The sequence below is a fragment of the Bradyrhizobium sp. AC87j1 genome (genome assembly GCF_002936975.1).
GTDB classification, from domain to species: Bacteria; Pseudomonadota; Alphaproteobacteria; order Rhizobiales; family Xanthobacteraceae; genus Bradyrhizobium; species Bradyrhizobium shewense.
Genome location: NZ_PTFE01000002.1, coordinates 112,967 through 136,239, shown reverse-complemented (window position 1 = coordinate 136,239; position 23,273 = coordinate 112,967). Strand labels below are relative to the sequence as shown.

Below are 23,273 nucleotides of genomic sequence, written 5' to 3'. Positions count from 1 at the left end.
CCTTAGCGCTTCCGGACCACGAGGAAATGCGCCGGCTGTCCCCACGTGTTGATGAAGGCCGGATCCGACTGCGTGAGGGCGGCGACTGCGGACGCATCTCGGCGCCCGATCACGTCAAAGATGCGATGAAAGCTGTCGAGCGTCGCGATGATGGCTTCGATGTCGGCGGCATCGTCGGCGAGAATGTCGGTGGTCCGGATCGTCTCGCGCAGCGACGCGAGGCCCGCGACCACGCGCGGCAGGCTCGCGCCGAAGGGATCATCGATCATGCCATCGACGTCGAGCACAAGCGCCTCGATCGATGCCGAGATCGCCTGCACGGCATCGGCCTTGCCGACCAGATAGAGCTTTCGTCCGCCGAGGAAGCTCAGGCGGCTGCGGTCGAGATGGCGTCTGGCGCGATGCAGCTTCTCATCACCGGACAGGACTTTCTTGTGCCAGTAGATGTCGAGGCTGTCGCGGTAGGCCGGCCACGCCGAATGGACGTCGAACCCCTGTTGATGCGCCGCCGCGCACAAGCTGGCCGCGTCGAGGAAGTAGCGATGCCGGACGAACGGATTTTCCAGCACGTCCATCAGCCAGGATTCGAAGCTGCGGGTGTGCGGAATGCTGTCCCACTTCGCCTCGAACAGCAGCTTCGCGGTTTCGAGCGGGGCGCGACCGGTCAATGCCTTGCCGGCCGCATGGATCGCCTTGAGCGCGAGCTCGAAGAAGCCGCCATAGCGCTCGTAATAGGACACGACGGCATAACCGTCCGGATTGAGCAAGCGATGGAAGATGCCGAGCCATTTTTCGCTCGGCTGCACCGTGTAGATGAAGCCCTCGGCATCGATGATGTCGAAGCGGCGATCGCTGCTGAAGCCCTCGACGTCGGCGAGTGCGAGCTCGCGGAGACGTTGGGTCAGGCCGAAATGTGCAAAGTAGGCCTGGATCTTCGGGTGTGCATGCCGGTTCGGCTCGGCGAGCGTCATGTTCGCGCCCCAACCGGCAAACACCAGCGCGTTCTCGCCGGAATCGGGACCGAATTCGAGCACATCGGCATCGCGGAACAGCCGTGGCGGCAGCACCAGCTTGTCCGAAAACAGCTCGCGCCGCTGGCTGGCGTAGGCCTCGAGCTCGGTGGACGATTTGAAATTCCCGAACGTCGGCAGAACATCCTGACGTTCGTAATAGTTGAAGAGCTTGTCCTCAGCCATGCCGCGACCCTGCGGCCGCCTCGAGACGGTCGAGCTCGCTCCAGATGTCGTTCGGCGCGAAGATCGAAACGATCTGCAGCGGACGCTTCACGCTCTCGCGCAGCCGGCTGCTGACCTTGGCCTCGTTCTCCTCGTTTACAGCCAGGAGACAGACGAGCGGACCCGGCTTGCCGGCGAGATCCTCGGGCGAGCGGATCGGAATGCCGGTGCCGGGCAGGAACAGCCCCTGGCGCTCTTCCTGGTCGTCGACCGAGAGGTCGACGAGATCCGCCAGCTCGTGGGCGTTGGTGAAGGTGCAGGCGCGGCAGCCGGCGCCGTAGATGGCGATCTCGGCGCCGTTGGCGCGGGCCTTCGCGAGAATCGGGCGGAGACGTGCGCCATACTCTCTTGCGCGTTGGCCGAATTTCTCGCCGACGCCGGACGGCGCGGGCGGCGGCGTCACGGCGCCCTTGGCACGGCGGGCGGCGATCGCGAGGCTGCCGCCGCTGAAATTGTATTTCTTCACGGACACCGCCTCGAAGCCATGGCGCGCCAGCAGCGCGAGCAGGGTCGGCTCGGTGAAATAGCTGACGTGCTCTTCCCAGAGGACGGAGAGGTCGCCCACCGCTGACCCCGGGGCGAAATCCGGCACGTCGATGAACAGCAGACCGTCGTCGCTGAGCGCGATCTTGACGCAGTCGAAGAAGTTCTCGAAATCGACGATGTGCTCCAGCACCTGGCGCGATATGACGAGGTCGAACTTGCCGGACTGAGCGACAGCATCGTGGGCCATCTCCGGGCTGAGCATGTCGGCATAGACCTTGATGCCGCGCTCGCGGGCGATCTTGCCCGACACCGGATTGGGCTCGACGCCGACCATGATCTTGGTGCCGCGCTCGCGCAGCTTGTCCATGAACAGGCCGTCGTTGCATCCGATCTCGAAGACGGACTGGTGCTTGGAGAATTTCGCGATGGTGTCGAGCTCGTCCGCCTGATGCGGCTCCGGCTTCCAGCTGCTGAAATTGTAGTTGAACTGGCGGTACAGAATATCGGGATCGATCGGCTTGACGATCTGGGGCAGGCCGCAATCGCCGCAGGCCAGCACCTCGAACGGATATCGTTCATCCTGTTCGTTTCGGCTATGCCGAAGCCGATGCGCAATCGGCATCAGTCCGAGGTCGATGACCGGACGCAGGTTGGTCGAATGGCAAAGGCGGCAATGGTCGGTCACGGCTTTAACTCTTTGCAGGAGCAGGTCTGGAATCGGCGTTCCGAGCCATTACGGCCCGCGGCTGGCAGCCATTGTACGGCTATATAGGGCCACAGCGTGCACCTCAATTGATAAGTTGGGTTGCACACCGTCTGCGGGCATCGCAGAGGGGGCTCACGAGAATAGCGTCGGCTCACTTCCGGATCGAGTCTTGCCGGGATCGCCATGTGGCGAGTGCTGCGATACCATCCCAATATTCCTTGCTTCCTTCAGTCACGCGACTGCGGTTCCGCAGCTCGGTGATCGCTGCAACCTGCGCGTCGCTAATTTGGACGCCAAGACCCTTCCACGTCAGCAATATGTAATCGGCTCCGACGTGGAGCACGTCCAGATTGCGCTTTATGCTATCTGAATCAAACAGCGGGCTTTGCCCCTGCGCCCAAAAGTCCAACCTATCGCTCTCGATGTAAAAGGCATTCACATCGCGCCGGCGCAAAGCCGCAATGCTGACGGGGGTCGGTCCGAGCAGAACATCTCCATAATCCGGCAGAAACACCGGATGCAAAGTATCGATCACCCGACCGGATGGCAGGAGAGGGGATTCGGCGCAGGTAGGCAGAAAGCGCAAGGCGGAATTGACGGGCAGGATGCGCCAGCCGGGCGCGACGTGGCGCGAAACCTCCCCGCAGCGGCGCGGGTCTAGTTCGTCAAATGACGGCGAGGTGCCTACCAGGCCGATGCGACCGGTGACAAACGCCCAAGCGCCCTCCAGGCGCCCCCGAGTTATCTCGCCCTGCGACCTTGCAACAACCGTTGCAACGAGGGCCGCCAAACTGATTGCAACGATCGCCGAAGGCAGAGAGGCGAAGCGGTCTTGGAATTTGTGCCGCCGAAAGATGCAGGCGAGAGCCACTATCAGTGAAACGGCAATCAGCGGAGTCGCGACCGATCGAAAGGCCAGCATGCGCTCCAGACTTCCATGTGAAGTGAGGGTGATGAGAGAAATTATGGCGAGCAGAGATAGAGCAAGACCTGCGATGAAAGGGCCCGTGTCCCGGGGGCGCCGTACGTCGAGCAAAGCGGCGCATGCGACAATGAAGGCCGGGTACGTCCAAACGTTGCCCGCAAGGAAAAGGCTCGAAAACACTGCCCGGAAGCGTTCCGTAGCGGCCACGATGTCGCGCATCGAAAATCCCGCATACTTGATGCCTTGCGCGTTGTTTACGTAGACCATGAGATCCAAACTCGAGATCTGACGAAAGCGCTCCACGTTCATGAGTGGCATGAAAACGGCGATCGGATTGACCTCGGCGATGCCGAGATAGATCTGGTTGACCAGAAGGCTGAGAGCCGCCGTGACAATACCGATTGCAGCCACTCCGAGCGGCCGCACGATGCCGCGTGGGCCATGAGCAAACCAACCGGCTCCTGCCCCCGCCATCAAGAATGCTGCAGCGATGATTGCCGCCTGGGGAACCATGATCGCGATGGACATCACGGCCGGCACCAAGGCGCGGATGACCACACGGGCCTTTGTTGTGGCATAGAGCAGTCCAGCCCAACACACGAACAGGAGGAGGGCGCCCGTCTCGTAGTGAAAGCGTCCGGTTTCCACGCCGATGAAGCTCGACCACATTGCGATCAGCGCCGCGCAGCCCGGCAATATCCAGCCCGTCGTCAGCCGCGCCGCGATGCGATGGACCAACGCCGTGATTGACAGCAAATAAACGACGGAGAGGACTTGATGAGCCGTCGGACCACCGAAGCTCACAAGCAACATGTCGGCTCCGTGGCCGCGGCCGAGCAAAAACCAGAACAGCTTTGGTTGTTCGGGGTCAAGCCAGAGACTGTGCCGGTTCTGCAGGTCAGCGAGGAGCGGAAGATAAAGTTGTGGGATATCGCCGCGCGTCGCGTCGAGCACGATGCCCTTCACGAGCAGAAGTACAACAGCCGATAAACCGAGCAGCCCAACCAGCAGCCATTCGGCTGCCGTAGACGGTGTCCATCGGCCGCGGGGCGGCCGGGCCAAGTGCCAGGCGACGATGCCCGTCAGGAACGGGATGGTGATCCACGGGAAGAGCAATCCAGCCGTGCCGAGGCAAACGCCAATTAAAACGCACAGAGCAGCGCCACCGAAGAACTGCAGCACGAGCAGATCAGCCGCATCGAGGTCGTTGCCTTCGTCGAGCCGGTGAACGAGCAGAGTCCCCATTCCGACAAACGCAATAGCCACGTAGGGAGCGAGGACAGCGAGACACGAGCTGTTCCAGGCGACCAAGGGGCCGCCGCTGAAGTACTGGACCTCGGGAGGAACCTTGACCAGCAGGCCCAGCGCCGCGATGAGGAATGGAGCCGTCATCAAGCCGGCGCGCGCGCCGGCGTGCCAGCGTGTGTTGCTCCAAGACCAGCGTTTAGCGAAGCGCATCTGGAGTTTCCGCGAAGGATCGCTTTCCGTTGTCAAATCAGCGACACCTCAGCGGCATTTGGATAACTGATCGAGACGCTGGGGATCGGTGCGCTTGCCGTCTAATGACAGACGGTGCTTGACCACCTCAAATGGCTCCGCACCGTAAGCCTCCAGGTATATCTCTTTCGATCTCGCCCTTAGTGCCGAGATTCCGGCCTCAGCCTCCGGACTCAACGCCTCATCGCCATTCGTCCATGACAATAGCCAGTAGTCAGGCGTGTCGGCGCGAACGGAAAAACGTCTCGCCAACTCGTCTTTCTGAAAGAGGTCGGAGAACCCATTCAGCCAAAAATCGCAATTCTCCTTCTGGACATAAAAGAGATTCACTCCCAACTCGCGAAGCGCGGCCTCTGCCGTCTCGGCGGTCCCCAGCGCGATCTTTTTGAAATCGCGGGCGACATCGCTCTGATAGGTATGGATGATCTTGCCTCGTGTCAGGAGGGGCGAGAAATAGCAGGGCACCATCGCGCGATAGCCGTTGAGGGGCAGAATGCGCTCAGAGCCCGTCGATTGCTGCAACTCGTCGCAGCGTTGCCAGTTCAGGCTCACACGAGGCATTTGATTGAGGGGACGTCCTGTCACGAAACGGACGGCGCCGTCGCTCTTGAAGCTCTGCCAGGGAAACGAATACACCGTCGAAGCGCAAACGAACAAGAGCGCCAAAAACGCCAGACGCGGAGCGGTACGACCGCTGAACCAGGTAGGTGCCAACCGCCACACGATTGTCAGTCCCGCAAAAGCGATCGCGATGACCAAAACGGGGATCAGGGCGTGGACATGAATGGACAGTCTTATCAGGCTGGGAATTTTCAACGTTGCGTCGAGAAATCGGACGGTGACGAGGTAGGCGATGAGGATGAACGGTGCTGCTGCGTTGAGCGGCGGCCATGATTTTGAGTTGCTGGAACGATCGGGAAACAGCTTCGAGTCCAGGAAGGCGACAACGCAACATGTCATGGCGAGAAGGGCTGCGCTTCGAATAATCGCCTTGATCTGCCTGAACGCGACGAGCAGTCCTCCTTCAATGGAAAAGTCACTTACGCCGATCGATTGGGCCATCACGAAATAATCGAGAATATCGAGGCTGCCGAATTGCGAGAAACGGTCAACCGATACGACGTGCCGGAAGATTGAATAGGGATTGGTCGCCGGAATTCCCAGATAGAGATAGTTGACTCCAAAGGCGAGTATGCAGCCTCCCAATGCGCCCGACCCGAGCGCCACGCTCGTAGCGAATCCTTGCCAATCTCGTTGAAACGCTTTGGTGAGCACTCCCACGCCGGATGTTAGAAAGGCAAACGCTGCGTACAATGGATAGGAAGCGGCGAGAGCAACGCCGCAGAGGCCGGCGGAGAGCTTGTCCTGCCCTTTGGAAGGTCGAACAATGATCAGCAGAAAATAAAGCAGGAACGCAGCAGTTTGGAGGTGGTACTTTCCGAACTCCATGATCTGGGGGCCGGGGTCCGACGCGAGAGCGAGGATCGCAAAGCCGAGCGCAATCGAGGGCGCCGCGTCCTCCCACCGGCGCCCAAGCGTCCGCAAGGGTACCAGCGTGCGGGCGAGCTCGAAAATGACCGCGCCGATCCCGACGAAATAGAGAAACGAAATGATCTGGGCAACATGAGGCGGCAGGAACGTCGCCAGCAACAGATGCAGCCCGTTTCCGTGGCCGATCTCGAAGTCAGAGAAGATGGGATTGTCGGCCGCAAGCCAGATGCTGTGGTTTCTCGCAACCTCGGCAAGATACGGGGCATAGAGCTGCTGAACGTCGGTCGAAATGACGTCGGGTATGACGGCGCGATCGAGGAACACCGCTGCCAGAAGCCAAAGACCCAGCAGCGACATTGCGACCAGCGGCAAAGTTACGGCGAGCTTCCGCGGCTTCCGAAAGCTGCGGCTGTCCCACAGCAGAACCGCGATCGCAAACCCGAGAACGATTTGTGGGTACAGGATGGAAAGAGCGCCGAGTCCAAATCCCGTCAAGATGAGCGTGGCCGCGCCGACGAAGAACTCGTCGACGCGCTGAGTGGGTTCGTGCCTGATGAGCGAGAACGTCAGGCGGCCGGTCGCCATGATGAACCAGCCGAGATACGGCGTCAGGACGATCCAGGCGAGGACGTAAAATCGCGTTGTCCAGCCACCGTCAAATAGCAGCGTTCGATAAATGCCGTCGCGATTCAGGCACCAGATGGAAAGAGCGGCCGGCGCGAAAACGAGCACGCGCCACGACCATGTCTCGGCGAGACTGCGTAAGCGCACCTCGGCAGATGTCATCGCTTGGTCTTGTCCGGCGGTGCCCATGCTAGACCGGCGCTGCATCGGTTCGTTCGGCGATGGCCCGTGCCTCGTCAGGGCTGAAGCTGGTGCGCTCGGGCGCGATCAGCCATACCAGCCCGCCGAACAGGCCGACGATCAGGCCGCCAAGCCCCAGCAAAACCGATATTGCGAGCGCCTTGTCGGATGCGATTCCGGCAAGACCAAGCGCAGCGACCATCGCGCCTTCGCGCACGCCCCAGCCTCCGATCGAGATGGGGACCGCGGAAGACAAGATGACGAGCGGGACCAGCACGAAGGCGTCAAGTGCGGTGAGGGGCGCCTCCAGTCCGATCGCGAGGACATAGCAGGTCGCAACGGTGATCAGGTGGACGACAATGGCTGATACGATCAACATTGCCCGCCCTCCGGCCGCCAGCAACGGAGCCCTGACCAACATCGCGAATTGCACGATCCTGGCCGGCACGGCCGCGATCAAGCGTGGCGGCCACCGGTCCAGCGTCGCCAGGGCGATTGCGCCGAGGCATGCAGCCGCCAGAACGGTCACGATCGCGAAAAGGAGTGAGTTGTCGTGGACACGAGGCAGCAGGAACGGCATTCCCGCCAGGACGATGAGACCGAGCGCCAGCAGCGCCAGGAAGCGATCGGCCACGATGCTGCCGATCGTCTGCGACCATTGCACGCCATTCCGCCGCAGCATCCAGATCCGGACCGCGTCACCGCCCGCGGGCAGCACCTGATTGAAGAAGGTGCTGATGATGAGAATGCGCCAGCCGGCCAGCCATCCCAGGGGCACGCTCATGGCGCGCAGGATCAGGATCCAGCGGTGGCAGAGAACGAAGGTCTGGGCGAACAGCAGCAACACTGCAAGCGCGAGCATGTTCAAGTTGACGGCGAGAAGATCGGCTTTCAGGGACGACAAGTCCTGGCTGCGCAAGAGCAATACCAGGATCCCGATCGACACGGCGAACTTGACCAGGGTAACCAGTGCTTTTGCAGGCGGCTTCATCGTCTGGTTTCGTCCTCGATCATTCACGGCGGGATCGTCGAGCAGCGAGTGGGGTCGAAATTTACCGTCTTGCCAGATGCTCCACGGCGAGCGCACCAATCCGCGTGACGTAGTCGTGGACCTCGGCAGCGTCGCCGCCATCGGGGGCCCAGTCGGGAAATGCCGTGCGTGAGGGATCGAACGGGCCGGCGGTGGTTTCGTGGAACACCAGCCATTCTGAGGTGATCAGGATCGAGTGGAAGACCTTTTCGGGCATCCGGTAATAGCAGCGCTTGCCCTGGCCGTAGGGCGCCATCTCGAGCACGTCGCGAATGCGGCCGTCATCCTCGAAGATCACGACCTGCGCAGTGCCCTCGATCACGTGGAACGATTCAGGTTTGCCAAAATGCTTGTGGGGCCGGACATAGGCCTCGCGATGATGCACGATCAGCATCTCGTGCAGGCTGGACGCGGGATCGGGGTGCGTGCACAGCCGGCTGCGCAGACGCGGGTTGCCGGCGGCGAGGCGTTTCAGCTCCGCGATCGTGGCGTCGTCCGCCGTGACGATGGCGTCGTCCGAATAATACACTTCCGGATTCTGCGCACGCAGCGACGTCGGCCGGCGCAGGCCGGCTTCATTCGAAGAAGATGAACCCATGGTCGCCCCGATAGCCGCATTTGTCGTAGATCCACGCCCAGGTTTCCGGGCCGTGGAAGCTCAGGCAGGTGAGCTGCCAGTAGAGGAGGTTCGCCTTTTCGCGCTCGTTGCGGAACGATTCCACCATCAGATATTTCGAGGTGCCCCGCCCGACGCGCTCGATCTCCGACACCGCGCGGAATACGTCCTCGAGCGGAAGGTTGTGCAGCACGCCGAGCGACACCACGAGGTCGAAGCTGTGATCGGGGTAGGGGAGCTCGACGGCGCTGTCGACCTTCAGCAGCGGCCGCACCTCCTCCTTGGCGTTGGCGATGCCGTAGTCGGAGATGTCGATGCCGGCGATCCTGAGGTCGGGGACGAGCTGGCTGAATTCGTAGAGCAGGTAGCCCTTGCCGCAGCCGACGTCGAGCACGCTCATGCCGGGCTTGATTCCGTAGCGATCGATCAAGGTCTGGGCGAGCGGGCGCCAGCGTCCGTCATAACGATAGCCGCCATAGCCGTAGCGCCGGTCGCCATCCCAGTAGTCCTGTCCCCATTGCCGCGCGACGGTGGCGGATTCCGCCTTGTCGTGCTCGACCACGCGCTGAACGTAGTTCCGCCTGGTCGATGCGTGCATCGGTTGGAGCAGGTTGATCTCGCTCATGGGGCCCCACCGGTCCGCGGCATCGTCACAGGATGGTGGCGTATTTATTGACCAGCAGGATGTCCTCGACGGCCTGGATGTCCTTCTGCGACGACAGCGTGATCTCCTCGACGGCGGCGTGGAGGTCGCAGCCCTCGCGCAGCACGCGGTCGTAGATCTCCCGTCGCCGTGCCTCGTCGGGCGGCAGCATGAAGATGCTGTAGAGGATCAGGCCATTCAGGCGGGGCAACTCGTCCAGGATGTCCTCGAGCACCATGTAGCTGCCGGGCATGATGTGCTCGACGGCGCTGAGCAGAAATTGCAGGTTCTTGCGCCGCGCGTAGTCGCGGATCACGATGTTCTGGACGTGCTGCGGGGTGCGGCTGCCGTTCAGCGGCCGCGCGCCGATATAGCCGCGATGGCCGGCTCGCTCAGCCATGGAAGCCTCCCGGCAGCTTGTATTGCATGCCGACCCGCGTCGCCGGGCGCAGCAGGATCGGCTCGAAGAACTCGCCGAAGCGCTTATCCGCGTAGGGCGACATGATGCTCTTGAAGCGGCAGTTCATGCTCCAGCGCGTGCCGGGCTCCTCGTTGACGCGATTGCCGTGCATCAGGGTCTGGTTGAACAGCATCACGTGACCGTAGGGGATCTCGATGAAGGTCGCGTGCGGCTTGATCGTCTTGTACAGCTCCTCGGCGCTGCGCAGGCTTGCCATCCGGTCCTGCATGTCGCCGTTCAGCGACGGCGGCAGCAGATACATCGCCTTGGTGTGGTGGACGTCCACCAGCGGCACCCACACCACGACCTCGAACGGCGAGTCGCCCGACCAGACATCGGAATGGGTGGCGAGCAGCGAGGAATCGTCGCCGGGCATCTGGATGCTGAGATTGACGCGGCGCTGCATGCAGAGCTCGTTGCCGACGATGGTCTCGATCGTCGAGCGCGCCAGGCGGAAATAGGTCGGCCGAAACCACGCCTCGGCGTTGAGGCCGTTGAAGACGTGCAGCCGCAGGCCGTTGAGATCGTCCACGCTCACCCGGGTGTGGATGCTGTCCAGCATCGCATAGGGATCGTTGCTGTGCGGCAGCTTGAGATAGTCCGCCGCAAGCTCCGCGGCGCGCCGCTGGATGCGGTCGAGGCCTGCGCGGTCGTCGGCCGGCGTGGTGACGAAGCCGTTGTCGATGAAGCGCTGCGCCAGCGCCTGCTCATCGGCCTGAAGGAAGTCCGTATCCGTCATGCAAAATACTCCCGGGCGGTCGCGCAGATATAGCTGATATCGGCGGCCGACAGGAACTGGTTGATGGGAAGCGTGAGGATCTGGTCCGCCTGCCGCTCGGTCACCGGGAACGCGCCGCGGCCTTGACCCAGATGCGCCGCCGCCGGCTGCAAATGGATCGGGACCGGATAATGGATCGCGGTCTCGATGCCCTTGTCGGCCAGATATTTCTGGAAGTCGTTGCGGCGGTCGGTCTGCACCACGAAGGTGTGGAAGGTGTTGAACTCGATGTTGCGGCAGGGCGGAATGAACAGAGGGAGCCCGGCGAGCTCGGCGCGGTATTGCGCGGCGTTGCGCCGCCGGCGCTCGATCACCGAGGGCAGGTGACGCAGGCGAATGCGCAGCACCTCGGCCTGGAGCGTGTCGAGCCGGGACACGATGCCCCACTCCTGGACGTCACTGCGGTTGATGAGGCCGTGATTGCGCAGCCGGCGGATTCTTGCGGCGAGCTCGGCGTCGGCAGTGACGAGGAAGCCGGCATCGCCTGCGGCGTTGAGATTCTTCAGCGGATGGGCGGAGAAGCAGCCGAATGTGCCGACGGTGCCGCTCATCCGGCCGTCATAGGTCGAGCCGACGGCCTGGGCGCTGTCCTCGATCACGGCGAGCGCATGCTTTTCCGCGATCGCCATCAGCGGGGTCATGTCGGCCATGCGCCCGGTCAGGTGCACCGGCATGATCGCCTTGGTGCGCGGCGTGACGGCCGCCTCGACTGCGGCGGGATCGATGTTCTGGTCCGGCAGCACGTCCGCAAAGACAGGCGTGGCGCCGACCGCGACGATCGCTGCGGTCGATGCCACGAACGAATTCGGCGGGGTGATCACCTCCTCGCCGGGGCCGATGTCGAGCGCCCGCAAGGCGAGGATCAGCGCGTCGGTGCCGGAATTCAGCGTCACGACATGGGGCGAGCCGAGATAGGCGGACAATTCCTCCTCGAGCTTTCCAACCGCTGCGCCCCCGATGAAGTCGCTGCGCTGGAACACGCCCTCGACCGCCTGCATGATCTCGGCGCGCTCTTCCTCGAACTGGGCGGGAAGATTGACGTAACCGATGCGCCGGCGGCCGGTGTCAGCGTCCATGGCAGAACTTCCTGACGGTCTCGATGACGCGGTCCTGCTGCGCGCGCGTCAGATGCTGGTCGACGGGGAAGCTGATGACTTCCTTGGCGTGGCGATCGGTGACTGGGAAGGTGCCGGGCGCGTAGCCGAGATGCTTGAGGCCTTCCTGCTGATACAGCGGGATCGGATAGTGGATCTTGGCCTCGATGCCGTTGTCCAGGCAGTATTGGTAGAGCTCGTCGCGGCGCTCGGCGAACACCATGTAGAGATGGTAGACGTGCTTCACGTTGGGCCGGCGCGGCGGGACGCGCAGGCCGGGCAGGCCGGCAAGGCCCGCGTCGTAATAGGCCGCGTTCTCGATCCGGCGCCGCGTGATCTCGCTGGTCTGGCCGATCAGCCAGTTGCCGACGACGGCCTGCAAGGAATCGAGCCGCGAATTGCAGCCGAGGATCGCGATCTCGTCGCGGTTCTTCATGCCGTGGTTGCGGATCAGGCGGAGCTTCTCGTTCATGCCGTCGTCATTGGTGACGACGACGCCGGCATCGCCCCAGACGTTGAGGTTCTTGAGCGGATGCAGGGAGAAACCGGCGGCGATGCCGTGGGTGCCGGAGCGCTTTCCCGCAAATTCCGAGAGGATGCCCTGGCAGGCGTCCTCGACGACGGGGAGATTGTGGCGCTGCGCGATCGCCATCAGCTTGCCCATGTCGGTGACCTCGCCGGTCAGCTGAACCGGCATGATCGCCTTGGTCTTCTTGGTAATGGCGGCTTCGACCTGGTCGACGTTCATGCAGAAGGAATCGTCGCAGTCGACCAGCACCGGGGTGGCGCCGGTTTCCGCGATCGCGCCGACGGTGGCGATGAAGGTGTTGGCGGCGGTGATGACCTCGTCGCCATGGCCGATGCCGAGGGCCTTGAGCGGCAGCTTGAGCGCGTCGGTGCCGGATCCGACGCCGATGGCGTGGCGCACGCCGATCAGTTCGGCAAAGCGTTTCTCGAATTCGGCAACGGGCTTGCCAAGGGTGAAGTCACCGGTCGCAACCAGCCGGCCGATCTCGGCCAGGATCGGAGCGGGGTCGGAGAATTGCTCGAGCAGATAGGAATATCGAACGTCGTACATGTGACCCGTCAGGTGGAATGAAGTTGAGGGAAGGATGTGCGCGACGCCGCGAGCGCATGCTCGATCGAGGTCGCGATGGCATTGGGCGCGAGGCCGTGCTTCTTCAGCAGCGAGTCCTGCGAGCCGTAATTGTGCATGAAGCGGTCCGGCAGCGACAGCCGCAGCATCGCGGGCAGGCCGGAGCCGAGCTTGTCGATCAGCGTCTCCGCGACGGCGCTGCCGAGGCCGCCGGAAGGCACGTGCTCCTCCAGCGTTGCCACGAGCTTGATGCCGCGGATCGCCTGCAGCAGCGCTTCGGTGTCGAGCGGCTTCACCGTATGCATGTGCAGGATGCCGGCGCGAACGCCTTGCGCGGCCAGCAGGTCGGCTGCGGCGATGGCGCGCTGGAGCATGATGCCGGTGGTCACCATGAGGACGTCGCCCGGGGGGCGCATCAGGATGGCCTTGCCGATCTCAAAGCCGTGCTCGGCCTTCGAGACGACGGCGTCTCCGCCCTTGCCGAGCCGGATGTAGATCGGTCCGGTCCAGTCGAGCGTCTTGTCCATCATGCGCGCGGCCTCGTCGGCGTCGCACGGGCAGACCACCGTCATGTTCGGCAGCGCCCGCATGATGGCGATGTCCTCGATCGCCTGGTGGGTCGGACCGAGCGGTGCGTAGACCAGCCCGCCGCCATTGGCGATCAGCCGTACCGGCAGATTGTGCAGGCAGAGATCGACGGCCACCTGCTCGTAGCAGCGGCGGGTGAGGAATGTCGCGATGGTGTTGACGTAGGGCACGAAGCCCTCCATCGCCAGGCCAGCGGACATGCCGATGATGTGCGCTTCCGAAATGCCCTCGATCAGATGGCGCTTGGGAAACTCCTTGCTCATCGCACGCAGCGTGCCGGCGCCGGGATCGGAGCCGATGTAAAGCACACGCTCGTCGCGCGCGGCGAGCTTGTGGACCATGTTCATCGCGGTGTTGCGCATGGGGAGCCGATCAAAAATCGCCGACTGCGACGCGGATGGCGTCGAGCTCGCTGTCGGACAGCTTGTTCTTGTGATGCCAATCGGCGTTGGATTCCGCAGCCGGCAGACCCTTGCCCTTGACGGTATGGCAGATGATCGCGGTGGGCTTGCCCGGCACGGCCGGGACCTGCTTCAGGACGGTGCGCAGGGCGCCGACGTCGTGGCCGTTGAGCTCCTGCACGGCAAAGCCGAAGCTGCGCCATTTGTCCGCGAGCGGCTCCAGCGGCAGCACGTAGTCGGTGGGGCCGTAGCTCTGAAGCTTGTTGTAGTCGATCATCGCAACGAGGTTGTCGAGCCCGTGCTTGGCCGCGCCCATCGCGGCTTCCCACACCGATCCCTCGTTGATCTCGCCGTCGCCGAGCAGCACGAAGGTCCGGTAATTGCGCTCGCGCATGCGGGCGGCGAGCGCAAGGCCGACGCCGATCGACAGACCGTGTCCGAGCGCGCCGGTCGACGCCTCGACACCCGGCACCATGCCGTATTCGGGATGTCCGCCCAAGATACTGTCGGAGCCGCAAAAGCCGTCGAGCTCCGACAGCGGGAAGAAGCCGCGATCGGCGAGCAGCGCGTAGAGCGCCAGGCACCCGTGCCCCTTGCTGAGGATGGCGCGGTCGCGTTCCGGATCGCGCGGGTTGTTCGGATCGATCCGCAGGATGTCGTCGTAGAGCACGCGGACCATTTCGATCAGCGACAGGGCCGGACCGACATGGCCGCGTCCCGCGGAGCGAACAGAACCAAGGACCAGGCGGCGCAAATAGAGACTGCGCTCGTCCAGCGTGCAGGTGAGGGCGGCTTCAGCGTGGGGTGAGATCTGGATCACGTTGGCAAATCGTTTGATGAAGCCGGCGGGCTTTGTCGAGCTGACCGGCAAGGCGGACCGTCAGATCGCCACCTTGCGCAGCCAAGGCGCGCCGGGAGCGGCTTTCGGGCAAATAGGCATTCAGGACAATCAGGCACCAGATCGCCCCGAACACAGGATACAGTACGTCACGGCGGATCGCAAACGCGTCATCCCTAGCCGCGAAGGCTTGCGTGAGGCGTTCGATTAGGCGATTCGCGCTTGTTGCGGGCAGATCGCTGCCGGGGTGGATCGCGGTATCGGACAGCAGTTTGACCGGATCGTCCCAGCCGAAATATTCGAAGTCGATGAAGCGCAGGCGGCCGTCTTCGCCGCGCAGCGCGTTGTGCAGTCCGAAGTCGGACGGGCTCAATGCGCGATGCGGGGGCAAGAGGTCCGCGGCGGGATCCCGCCCCAGTTCCGCATAGCGCTGGCGGAGCCGCTGAATGGCGGTGGCAGTGCTGGGAACCAGGCTGCCGTCGATGAACGTACGCAGCTCGGGGTGTTCCTGCGACTCGCGCGTCAACCCGTCGAGGCGCTGCTCGTACTGGGCGATGGCTTCCTCGGGCGAAAAGATGCTGGCCGACGCGTTCCGCAAGGTCTGCGCACCTTCGGCGTCGCGGAGCTTCTGCAATTCGATCAGGAAATCGGCCAGCTGGTCGGCATCGTCGTCCTGGGGACGCAGCACCGCCGCGTCACCGTCGAACCATTGATACAGCGCGCAGAACGCATCGGCGTCCTTTGCGATCGGCCGTGGCGTTGATGCAATGCCGTGGCGCGACAGGAACGTGAGCGCGTCATATTCCTGGCCCAGCCGATCGCGCCCGTCCGACGGATAATGCTTGAGAGCGAGGGGCGGTCCCTCCGCCATCTCCAGCCGAAACACCCTGTTGTTGCCGCCGGACCGCGCCGGCTGGGCTGCCGCGACCCGGGCCCCGGCCAGGCGGCTGCCGATCGAGATCGCATCCGCTGCGCTGATGTCGGGCTCGCTCATGCCGCAAACACCTCGTCGCGGATGCCGGCCCATGTCGCGATCGGCTTGCAATGTTCGGGGTGCGGGGACTGCGAACGCGTGAACAGGATCGATCGCGTGTCCTTCGGGAAATGCGGCTGCTCGAAGACCTCGACGAGATCGTCGATGAAGATGTCCAGCTCCAGGCTCGCGAGCCTGTCGACCTTGGCCGCCATCGTGTCCTCGAAATAAACATCGCCGCTGGCCACCGCCGCTTCCACAGCGTCGATGAGGCCGGCGCCACGCAGCCAGCCGCGTGCGGCCTCGCGCAGGTCGGTATGGTCGGGGTCCTGATGACCGAAGCGGGTCTTGTGGCTGACGATGTACACCTTGGCGCCGGCCTGTCTGCACGCCGCAAGGAATTCCCGCACGCCCGGATAGATTTCGGCGCCGCCAATGCCCTTGCCGTAGACGAAGCCTTGCAGGCCTTGCCAGGCGAGCTCGCCACCCGTGCGGGACCGCAAGAGATCCCGCACATCGTTCTTCAGCCCCTCCCAGCCCTCCGGCACCAGGTCGCGCTGACGCGCCGCGGCGGCAAAGACCTTGTCGTAGCAGATGATCGTGTTGTCGAAATCGATGCCGATCCGCACGCCGCTCACTTCAGGCTGATGTTCTGCATCATCTTGATGTTGAAATACCGGGGATCGTTGAGCGAGTTCGGCAGGCGGCCGGACCTGAAGGCGTCCACGAGGCCGGACACGGCCTGCTCGATCGTGTGCGTCGGTGCAAATCCGAGTTCGCGGCGGATCTTCTCGGAGGAGACGTGGTAGGAGCGCAGATCGTCGGTCGGCTCGACGGCCACGTCGACGTTGTTTCCGACCACCGATTTGACGATGTCGGCGATCTTCATCAGCGAGTGGTTCTCGTAGCCGATATTGTAGGTCTTGCCGTCGATCTTCGCGTCATCCTGCTGCAGCAGGAACAGATAGGCCGCCGACATGTCCTCGATGTGCAGGTTGGGCCGCTTCTGCGTTCCGCCGAACACGCGAATGCGGCCGGTGTTGACCGCGAGGTTGGTCAAGATGTTGACGACGACATCGAGCCGCTGCCGCGGTGCGTAGCCGCAGACGGTGGCGGGACGAACCGTGCAGGTGACGAAGCCGGACGCAGCCTCTTCGGCGAGGTCGGTCTCGCACATCGCCTTGAACTTGGAGTAGTCCGTGAGCGGCTCGCAGGACAGTTCCTCGGTCACCTCGGCCTCGTCCTTGATGCCATAGACGCTCGACGAGGAGGCGTAGATGAAGCGCTTGATGCCGGCCTTCTTCGCGGCGCGCACCATTGGACGGAAGCAATCGTAGTTGATGGACTTGCCGAGCCCCGGATCGAGCTCGAACGAGGGGTCGTTGGAGATGCAGGCGAGGTGGATCACCGCATTGTTGCCACGCAGGGCCTCGTTGATCGCGGCCTCATCGCGGATGTCGCCCTTGATCAGGCGAAGGTTCGGATTGTTGCGAACCGCGTCGAAGACGGATTCGCCATACATGAACAGGTCGAGCACCGTGACCTTGTGGCCCGCTGCCAGCAACTGGGGAACCAGCACGCTGCCGACATAGCCGGCGCCACCGGTGACCATCACGTTCCATTTCTGATCAATCACTGTCGTTCTCCAGATTTCCCGCTCGCGTTACTTCAACAGCGCGGTGACGAATTTGACCAGCGGCGCCTTTTCGACCGAGTTGCGGTGACCGACGATGCCGACCTTGATCGCGCCCGCCGCGTTGCCGATGAAGGCGACGTCCTCGATATTGCCGCCGGCCGCCACCAGCGGCGCCGTGATCGTCAGGAAGGCATCGCCGGCACCGACCGTGTCGACGACGGTTTTGGTGAAAGCGGGCACGCGCGCGACGCCGGTCTTCGACGAGAAGGGGTAGCAGCCGAAGGAGCCGTGCGTGATGATCATGTTGTCGCAATCGATCTTGCCGTGCAGGCGATTCTCGATCACCGACGCGATGTCGCTGAACTTGTCGGTCGCGGCCAGCCGCGCTTCCGGCGCGTCGATGCAGACGTAGTCGGCCCGCGGATATTTCGTGATCAGATTGTAGCCGTGGTTTCCGCTGTTGCTCTGGGCGTTGACCGCCAGGAACTTGGAGTTCGCGATGAGCGTGTCGATGGTGCTGGACGCGATCATGCCGTGACCGAAATCGGTGACGATCACCACGTCCCCGCCACGAACGCGCTCGGCGGTGATTCGGTCGATCTCCTTGCGCTCGGCCTCGTCGAGCGGCGTGTCGTCCATGGTGTAGACTTCGAAGAGCTTGTGCAGATAGCCCATCTCAACGTACCGCAATTTGCGGGTCGTCGGTCGACCCTGAATGCGGATCGGCGTCAGCGTGACATTCGGGCGGACATGCGCGCGAATGAACTCCTCGGGGTAGTCGTTGCCGCCCAGCGTCGTGACGATCTCCACCGACTTGCAGAAGCTCGCCACGTGATTGGCCGCGGCAATGACGCCGCCGGCAAATTGCTCGCCATTCTTGAGCAGAGTGGCGACGATGTTCTCCTTCGAAGCCTTCCCGAGCGCCGTGACGTACTGGTATTCGTCGATGATGGTATCGCCGACCAGCACGACGTGCATGTCCTGGATCTTGTCGATCAGCTTCAGCAGGCGTTCGGCGCCGCCGCCTTCGCGTACCTTCTGGAGGTAGTCGCGCAGGGGGGGATCGTAGATGTCGAAATAGCGGTTCAGCAGCGACGACGAGCTGAAGGTGACGTCGCGCGTGAAGACGATCCGTCCGCCATGACGTTCGACAGCCTCGCGCTCGGTAGCGATCTTGCCGGTGACGTCATCCTCGGGGTTTTCGTAGTCCGAGCCCTTCACGTAGATGTCAGGGCGCACGGCATCGAGGACCGGCTCGGCGCTGGAGGTCCGGTTGATGCCGACCCAGTCGACCGTGCCGAGCGCGGCCAGCATCTCGGCGCGCATGTTTTCCGGAAAGATCGGCCGTCCCGGGCCCTTGTTGACGAAACGGTCGGCGGTGGTGGTCACGATGACCACGTCGGCCTCGTTGCGCGCCGCCAGGATGTGCCGGACGTGGCCGAGATGCACCAGATCGAACACGCCGTGGCAGAGCGCGACGGTCTGGCCCTTGGCCTGCGCGGCGCGCGCAATCTCGCCCAGCTCCTCGATCGTCCTGATCTTGTCGTGCGGTGCCGGATGGCCGGTCGGCTTGTCTGTCGCAGCATTACCCATGTGGATTACCCAAAGCGCCGGCAGGTCTCAGATGGCCGGACTGAAATGATCGACTCGCAGCAACGATATCCGGCGAGCCTGTTCAAGAGCTTGCCTTCTGCGGCGAGCCGTCGCCGTCACCGAGATATTTGAACCAGTCCTTGGTGGCGTCGGCGATCTTGTCGACCGTCCACAAAGGCGCGTCCTTGTACTGATCCATCGACTTCAGCATCGTCGCGACGCCGTCCTCGAATTTCACCTTCGGCGTCCAGTTCAGGACCCGCTTGATCTCAGTGATGTCGGCGTAGGTGCAATCGGGCTCGCCCGGTCGCTTGGGAATGTGGACCTTGTCGCCGCCGAGAAGCTCGACCAGCCGGTTGACGCTGTAAGTGTTGTCAGAGCCGACATTGAATATCTCGTGCGAGATATCGGAGCGCGCAGCGGTCACGAAGGCGTCCGCGACGTCGCTGACGAAGGTAAAATCGCGCGTCTGCTCGCCGTCGCCGACCACAGTGAAGGGCTTTCCGGCAAGCTTCTGCGCCATGAAGACGCCGAACACCGCACCATAGGTGCCCGTGGTGCGATGGCGCGGCCCGTACACGTTGAACAGGCGCAGCGCGACCGCAGGCAGCTTGTAGACCTGGCACCAGTGCATGACGCACTGCTCGCCGAGATTCTTGGTAAGCGCGTAGGGATACATCGGCCGGATCTCGGCGCTCTCCGGCGTCGGATAGACGTCGGGAATGCCGTAACAGGACGACGAGGCGGCGTAGACGAAGCGCTTGGCGCCCGCGTGCCGCGCCGCTTCAAGAACGTTGACCGTGCCGTCGACATTGGCGCGATGATACGGGATCGGCGACTCGATCGAGGGAACGATGTCGGCCAGCGCCGCGAGATGGAAGACCCAGTCGATACCGTGGAAATACGGCTTGATCGACTCGAGGTCGGTGACGTCGGCCCGCACGACCTTCAACTGGCCCGAACCGGCGCGTGCGGCCAGATTTTCGGGGCGTCCGATGACGAAATTATCGAGCGCGATGACCTCATGGCCGTCGTCGAGGAGACGATCGACGAGGTGACTTCCAATGAAACCGGCGCCGCCAGTAACGATGCATTTCATGAGGAACATCCGTGACGCGAATGCCCAGCGAAACAGGCCCGCCAATGTTGAGTGAAACCCGAAAGCCGACTACCAGCCGCTCGCCGACTTTGCAAGTATTATACCTTTGCAATCCTTGGTAATAGCCGGTATCACCCGGTCATGTTGCAATCGAGCCGCCAGCCCATGCCCGCCGTGTCCGTCGATCCCGATCACAAGGCTTTCCTCGACGATTACGTGGAGCGTCTTCATCGCGCGACGGCGGTCGACGACGGCGTTTTTGCCGCAATCTCCGCCACCCGCGCGACCTGGTTGCGCGCGCGCGAGCAGGGCGGCCGCGTCATCTTCATCGGTAATGGCGGCTCGGCCGGCATCGCTTCGCATCTGGCGATCGATCTGGCGAAGAACGCATCGGTGCCTGCGCTCTGCTTCAGCGACGCGAGCATGATGTCGTGCCTCGCCAACGATTACGGGTTCGAGGACTGGATCGCGCACGCCGTGCGGCTGAGCGCGCGCGCCGGCGACTGCCTCGTCGCGATCAGCTCGTCGGGGCGCTCGAAGAACATCCTCAACGCGGTTGCGCAGGCGCGGACGATGAAGCTCGACGTGATCACGCTGTCGGGCATGAATGCGGACAATCCGCTGCGCAATCTCGGCGACGTCAATTTCTTCGTCGATAGCCGCAGCTACAACATTGTCGAGACCACGCACCAGTTCTGGATGATGGCCGCGATCGACCTCGTGATCGGTCGCGCGGAATATCCGGCATCCTGAGGCGGGCATCCGATGCAGTCGCGGTTCAAACAGGCGGCCCTGTTTTCGGTAAAGCTGCTGCTGTCGATTGCCGTGCTGGTCTACATCGCGCGCGGTCTCGATCTGCAGCGGTTGCGCAGCCATCTCGTCTCGGTCGATCCTTTGCTGTTCGTCCTGGCGCTGACGTTGATTTTCTTCCAGACCTTCGTGCTCAACGGCCGGTGGGAGCTGATCATGCGCGCGCTCGGCGTGTCGCTGGACTGGCTCGCGGGCTGGCGGATCCTCATGATCAGCCTCTGGTTCAACCAAGTGTTGCCGTCCTCGGTCGGCGGTGATGCGGTGCGGATGTGGCTGCTTCGCCAGCGCGGCGTGCAGTGGCCGGAGGCGGTCAAGGGCGTTGCAGCCGACCGTTTCACGGCATTGATCGGGCTGATCGCGCTGATGGTGGCCGGATTGCCGTTCCTGTTGTCTCGCGTGTCCGATCAGGCCGCGATTCTGGCTATCGGCGGGCTGACGCTGGCCGGCGTCGCCGGCACCGTGGTTCTGTTGACGCTCGACCGTCTGCCCAAGCGCCTCATCGCCCATCCGGCAATCGCAAGCTTCGTCCGGTTCGGAGCGCTGGTCAGGTTTCTCCTGCTGCAGTCCGAGCGACGTGCTTTGCTGTTCGGGTCGGCGCTGCTCATCCATCTCGTGACCGCGGCGGCCTGCTTCGCCCTGGCGCGCGGTGTCGGAGCACAGCTCTCGGTGGTGGACGCCGGCATCCTGATTCCGCCCGTGGTGCTGTTGACGGCGGTCCCGATCTCGATCAGCGGCTGGGGTGTTCGCGAGGGGGCAATGGTCGCCTGCCTCGGTCTGGCGGGTGTTCCTTCCGAGGAAGCGCTGTCGGTTTCGCTGCTGCTGGGCGCCATCAGCGTGATCATCGGGCTCGTCGGCGGCGCGATCTGGCTGGCAAGTCCGGAGCGCGGATCGTATTCAGCGGACAAGGCCGCCAAGGCGGCGGAGGAAGCCCCCGGCTACGACGGGCTGGGCAAGGAAGTCTCGAGCCACCCATGACCCGTTTGAGCCCGTTGCTGGCGGTCTGGTCTTCACGGGGTGGGATTGCCTCACCCGATCGCGTATCTCATTTTTCGGTTCCACGATGAAAAACCTGTTCTACGTCCGCCACACCTGCCGCCTCTGTCATTCGGACAAGCAGGAGCTCGTCGTCCCGATGGCAGGCATGCCGATCGGCACGCCGAACTTCCAGGTCCCGGACGCCAGCGTCGACGATCCGGTGTTCCGTGCCGCGGTGCCGATGGCGCTGCATCTGTGCAGGGATTGCGGCCATCTCCAGATTCTCCATGTCGGTAATCCCGAGATTCAGTACCGCAACTACGTTTACACCACTTCGCTCTCGCTCGGCCTGCGCGAGCACTTCGCGGGCTATGCCAACGACGTCGTCAGCCGCTTCGGCGTCGCGCCGGGCTCGCTGGTCGTCGAGCTCGGCAGCAACGACGGATCGCTGCTCGGCTTCTTCAAAGAGCGCGGCATGCGGGTGCTGGGTGTCGATCCCGCTGTCGATATCGCGAAGCGCGCGACCGAGGCGGGGATCGAGACCATCGGCGATTTCTTCACCGATGCCATCGGTCACCGCATCCTGCAGAGCCACGGTGCGGCGAGCGTCGTGATCGCCAACAACATGATCGCCAATGTCGACAATCTCGATCCACTGGTGATCGGGGTTCGCGACGTGCTTGCGCCGGACGGATTGTTCGTCTTCGAAACGCAATACGGCGTCGACGTCACCGAGAAGAACCTGCTCGACACCGTCTATCACGAGCATCTGTCGTATTTTAACATCAAGCCGCTGATCCGTTTCTTTGCCCGGCTCGGCATGGAGCTGATCGACGTCCAGCACATCTGGACCAAGGGTGGCTCGATCCGCGTGACCGTGCAGCGCGCCGGTGGCGCCAAGAAGCCGTCGGCTGAGGTCGCGCGCTTCGTCGCCGAGGAAGAACGGCTGGGCGTCGATCAGCCGGCCTATTATGCGCCCTATGTGAAGCGGATCGCCGCGATCCGCGACGAGCTGGTCGCGATGGCTGATGCCGCTCATGCGCGCGGGCAGCTCGTTGCCGGCTACGGCGTCTCGGTCGGCACCACGACGCTGCTGCCGCAGTTCGGTCTGGAGAACAAGATCGACTTCCTGGTCGACGACGATCCCAAGAAGGGGAACGTGATGGCCGGCCCGGGTTACGATATCCCGATCCTGCCGCCTGCCGCCCTTTACGAGCGCAAGCCGGCGTTCGTCGTCGTCTTCGCCTGGCGCTACGTCGACCCGATCCGGGCCAAGCACGCCCGCTACTTCGCCGAAGGCGGAAAGTTCGTGGTGCCGCTGCCGGGCATTTCCATGGTCGAGCGGGCCGACTGACCCGCGCAATAGGGCCGAGGCGGTCGCTCCGGGGGAGCGTCTGGGAGGAACCGGACGGGCGCTGCGATTGCGCCCTGAAGGGTGGGTGGATAAGCCTTTGATCCGGCTGGGCTCTACTCTAGCGCCCGGGAAGGTCGGCTGGTCC

At 63.3% G+C, this 23,273-nt stretch carries 21 protein-coding genes; 3 read left to right on the top strand and 18 right to left on the bottom strand.

What is annotated here, in order from left to right; translation table 11 throughout:
- Positions 1–2: 2 nt before the first annotated feature.
- The 18 genes from CV770_RS02095 to CV770_RS02010 form a co-directional block, all read right to left on the bottom strand.
- Positions 3–1,196: a class I SAM-dependent methyltransferase gene (locus CV770_RS02095; RefSeq protein WP_104461144.1), complete on the bottom strand. Its 1,194-nt coding sequence runs from the start codon at positions 1,194–1,196 to the stop codon at positions 3–5.
- The gene (locus tag CV770_RS02090) at positions 1,189–2,406 is read right to left on the bottom strand and encodes a class I SAM-dependent methyltransferase (RefSeq protein WP_104461143.1); all 1,218 of its coding nucleotides are present in this window, start codon (positions 2,404–2,406) and stop codon (positions 1,189–1,191) included. Before CV770_RS02090 ends, CV770_RS02095 begins: the two co-directional genes overlap by 8 nt.
- Before the next feature lie 172 nt (positions 2,407–2,578).
- The gene (locus tag CV770_RS02085) at positions 2,579–4,810 is read right to left on the bottom strand and encodes a hypothetical protein (RefSeq protein ID WP_104461142.1); all 2,232 of its coding nucleotides are present in this window, start codon (positions 4,808–4,810) and stop codon (positions 2,579–2,581) included.
- A 48-nt stretch (positions 4,811–4,858) separates the two neighbouring features.
- Positions 4,859–7,126 (bottom strand): hypothetical protein, encoded by a 2,268-nt coding sequence (locus CV770_RS02080; RefSeq protein ID WP_104461228.1) that lies wholly within the window; start codon positions 7,124–7,126, stop codon positions 4,859–4,861.
- Positions 7,127–7,154: 28 nt separating this feature from the next.
- On the bottom strand, positions 7,155–8,231 hold the full coding sequence (locus tag CV770_RS02075; protein ID WP_245453655.1) for a lysylphosphatidylglycerol synthase transmembrane domain-containing protein: 1,077 nt from the start codon (positions 8,229–8,231) through the stop codon (positions 7,155–7,157).
- The gene (locus CV770_RS02070) at positions 8,197–8,772 is read right to left on the bottom strand and encodes a WbuC family cupin fold metalloprotein (protein WP_104461140.1); all 576 of its coding nucleotides are present in this window, start codon (positions 8,770–8,772) and stop codon (positions 8,197–8,199) included. Before CV770_RS02070 ends, CV770_RS02075 begins: the two co-directional genes overlap by 35 nt.
- Positions 8,750–9,415, bottom strand: a complete 666-nt coding sequence (locus CV770_RS02065; RefSeq protein ID WP_104461139.1) for a class I SAM-dependent methyltransferase — start codon at positions 9,413–9,415, stop codon at positions 8,750–8,752. Before CV770_RS02065 ends, CV770_RS02070 begins: the two co-directional genes overlap by 23 nt.
- Before the next feature lie 25 nt (positions 9,416–9,440).
- On the bottom strand, positions 9,441–9,833 hold the full coding sequence (locus CV770_RS02060; protein ID WP_018322238.1) for an LIC12192 family sporadic carbohydrate cluster protein: 393 nt from the start codon (positions 9,831–9,833) through the stop codon (positions 9,441–9,443).
- A complete protein-coding gene (locus tag CV770_RS02055) occupies positions 9,826–10,632 on the bottom strand; it encodes a sporadic carbohydrate cluster 2OG-Fe(II) oxygenase (RefSeq protein ID WP_104461138.1) in 807 nt (268 codons plus the stop codon). Before CV770_RS02055 ends, CV770_RS02060 begins: the two co-directional genes overlap by 8 nt.
- On the bottom strand, positions 10,629–11,747 hold the full coding sequence (locus CV770_RS02050) for a DegT/DnrJ/EryC1/StrS family aminotransferase (protein WP_104461137.1): 1,119 nt from the start codon (positions 11,745–11,747) through the stop codon (positions 10,629–10,631). Before CV770_RS02050 ends, CV770_RS02055 begins: the two co-directional genes overlap by 4 nt.
- On the bottom strand, positions 11,737–12,843 hold the full coding sequence (locus CV770_RS02045) for a DegT/DnrJ/EryC1/StrS family aminotransferase (RefSeq protein ID WP_028141025.1): 1,107 nt from the start codon (positions 12,841–12,843) through the stop codon (positions 11,737–11,739). Before CV770_RS02045 ends, CV770_RS02050 begins: the two co-directional genes overlap by 11 nt.
- An 8-nt stretch (positions 12,844–12,851) precedes the next feature.
- On the bottom strand, positions 12,852–13,811 hold the full coding sequence (locus CV770_RS02040) for a transketolase family protein (protein WP_104461136.1): 960 nt from the start codon (positions 13,809–13,811) through the stop codon (positions 12,852–12,854).
- 10 nt (positions 13,812–13,821) lie between these two features.
- Positions 13,822–14,670: a transketolase gene (locus CV770_RS02035; protein ID WP_018322243.1), complete on the bottom strand. Its 849-nt coding sequence runs from the start codon at positions 14,668–14,670 to the stop codon at positions 13,822–13,824.
- Complete coding sequence (locus CV770_RS02030) at positions 14,645–15,682, bottom strand: phosphotransferase (RefSeq protein WP_245453652.1); 1,038 nt, start codon at positions 15,680–15,682, stop codon at positions 14,645–14,647. Before CV770_RS02030 ends, CV770_RS02035 begins: the two co-directional genes overlap by 26 nt.
- On the bottom strand, positions 15,679–16,290 hold the full coding sequence (locus CV770_RS02025; RefSeq protein WP_245453651.1) for an HAD family hydrolase: 612 nt from the start codon (positions 16,288–16,290) through the stop codon (positions 15,679–15,681). Before CV770_RS02025 ends, CV770_RS02030 begins: the two co-directional genes overlap by 4 nt.
- 5 nt (positions 16,291–16,295) lie before the next feature.
- Complete coding sequence (locus CV770_RS02020; RefSeq protein WP_104461133.1) at positions 16,296–17,297, bottom strand: NAD-dependent epimerase/dehydratase family protein; 1,002 nt, start codon at positions 17,295–17,297, stop codon at positions 16,296–16,298.
- A 27-nt stretch (positions 17,298–17,324) separates the two neighbouring features.
- The gene (locus CV770_RS02015) at positions 17,325–18,890 is read right to left on the bottom strand and encodes a PfkB family carbohydrate kinase (RefSeq protein ID WP_104461132.1); all 1,566 of its coding nucleotides are present in this window, start codon (positions 18,888–18,890) and stop codon (positions 17,325–17,327) included.
- Between the two features lie 82 nt (positions 18,891–18,972).
- Positions 18,973–19,989 carry an SDR family oxidoreductase gene (locus CV770_RS02010; RefSeq protein ID WP_104461227.1) on the bottom strand — a complete coding sequence of 339 codons (1,017 nt, stop codon included), beginning with the start codon at positions 19,987–19,989 and terminating at the stop codon, positions 18,973–18,975.
- Between the two features lie 165 nt (positions 19,990–20,154).
- On the opposite strand from CV770_RS02010, the gene CV770_RS02005 reads away from it, so the two are divergent.
- The 3 genes from CV770_RS02005 to CV770_RS01995 all read left to right on the top strand — a co-directional run bounded on the left by CV770_RS02005 (position 20,155) and on the right by CV770_RS01995 (position 23,128).
- A complete protein-coding gene (locus tag CV770_RS02005; protein WP_245453650.1) occupies positions 20,155–20,742 on the top strand; it encodes an SIS domain-containing protein in 588 nt (195 codons plus the stop codon).
- A gap of 12 nt (positions 20,743–20,754) precedes the next feature.
- Entirely contained in the window at positions 20,755–21,774 is a 1,020-nt protein-coding gene (locus tag CV770_RS02000) for a lysylphosphatidylglycerol synthase transmembrane domain-containing protein (protein WP_104461130.1), read from the top strand.
- Positions 21,775–21,859: 85 nt separating this feature from the next.
- Entirely contained in the window at positions 21,860–23,128 is a 1,269-nt protein-coding gene (locus tag CV770_RS01995) for a class I SAM-dependent methyltransferase (protein ID WP_028141015.1), read from the top strand.
- Positions 23,129–23,273: the final 145 nt, after the last annotated feature.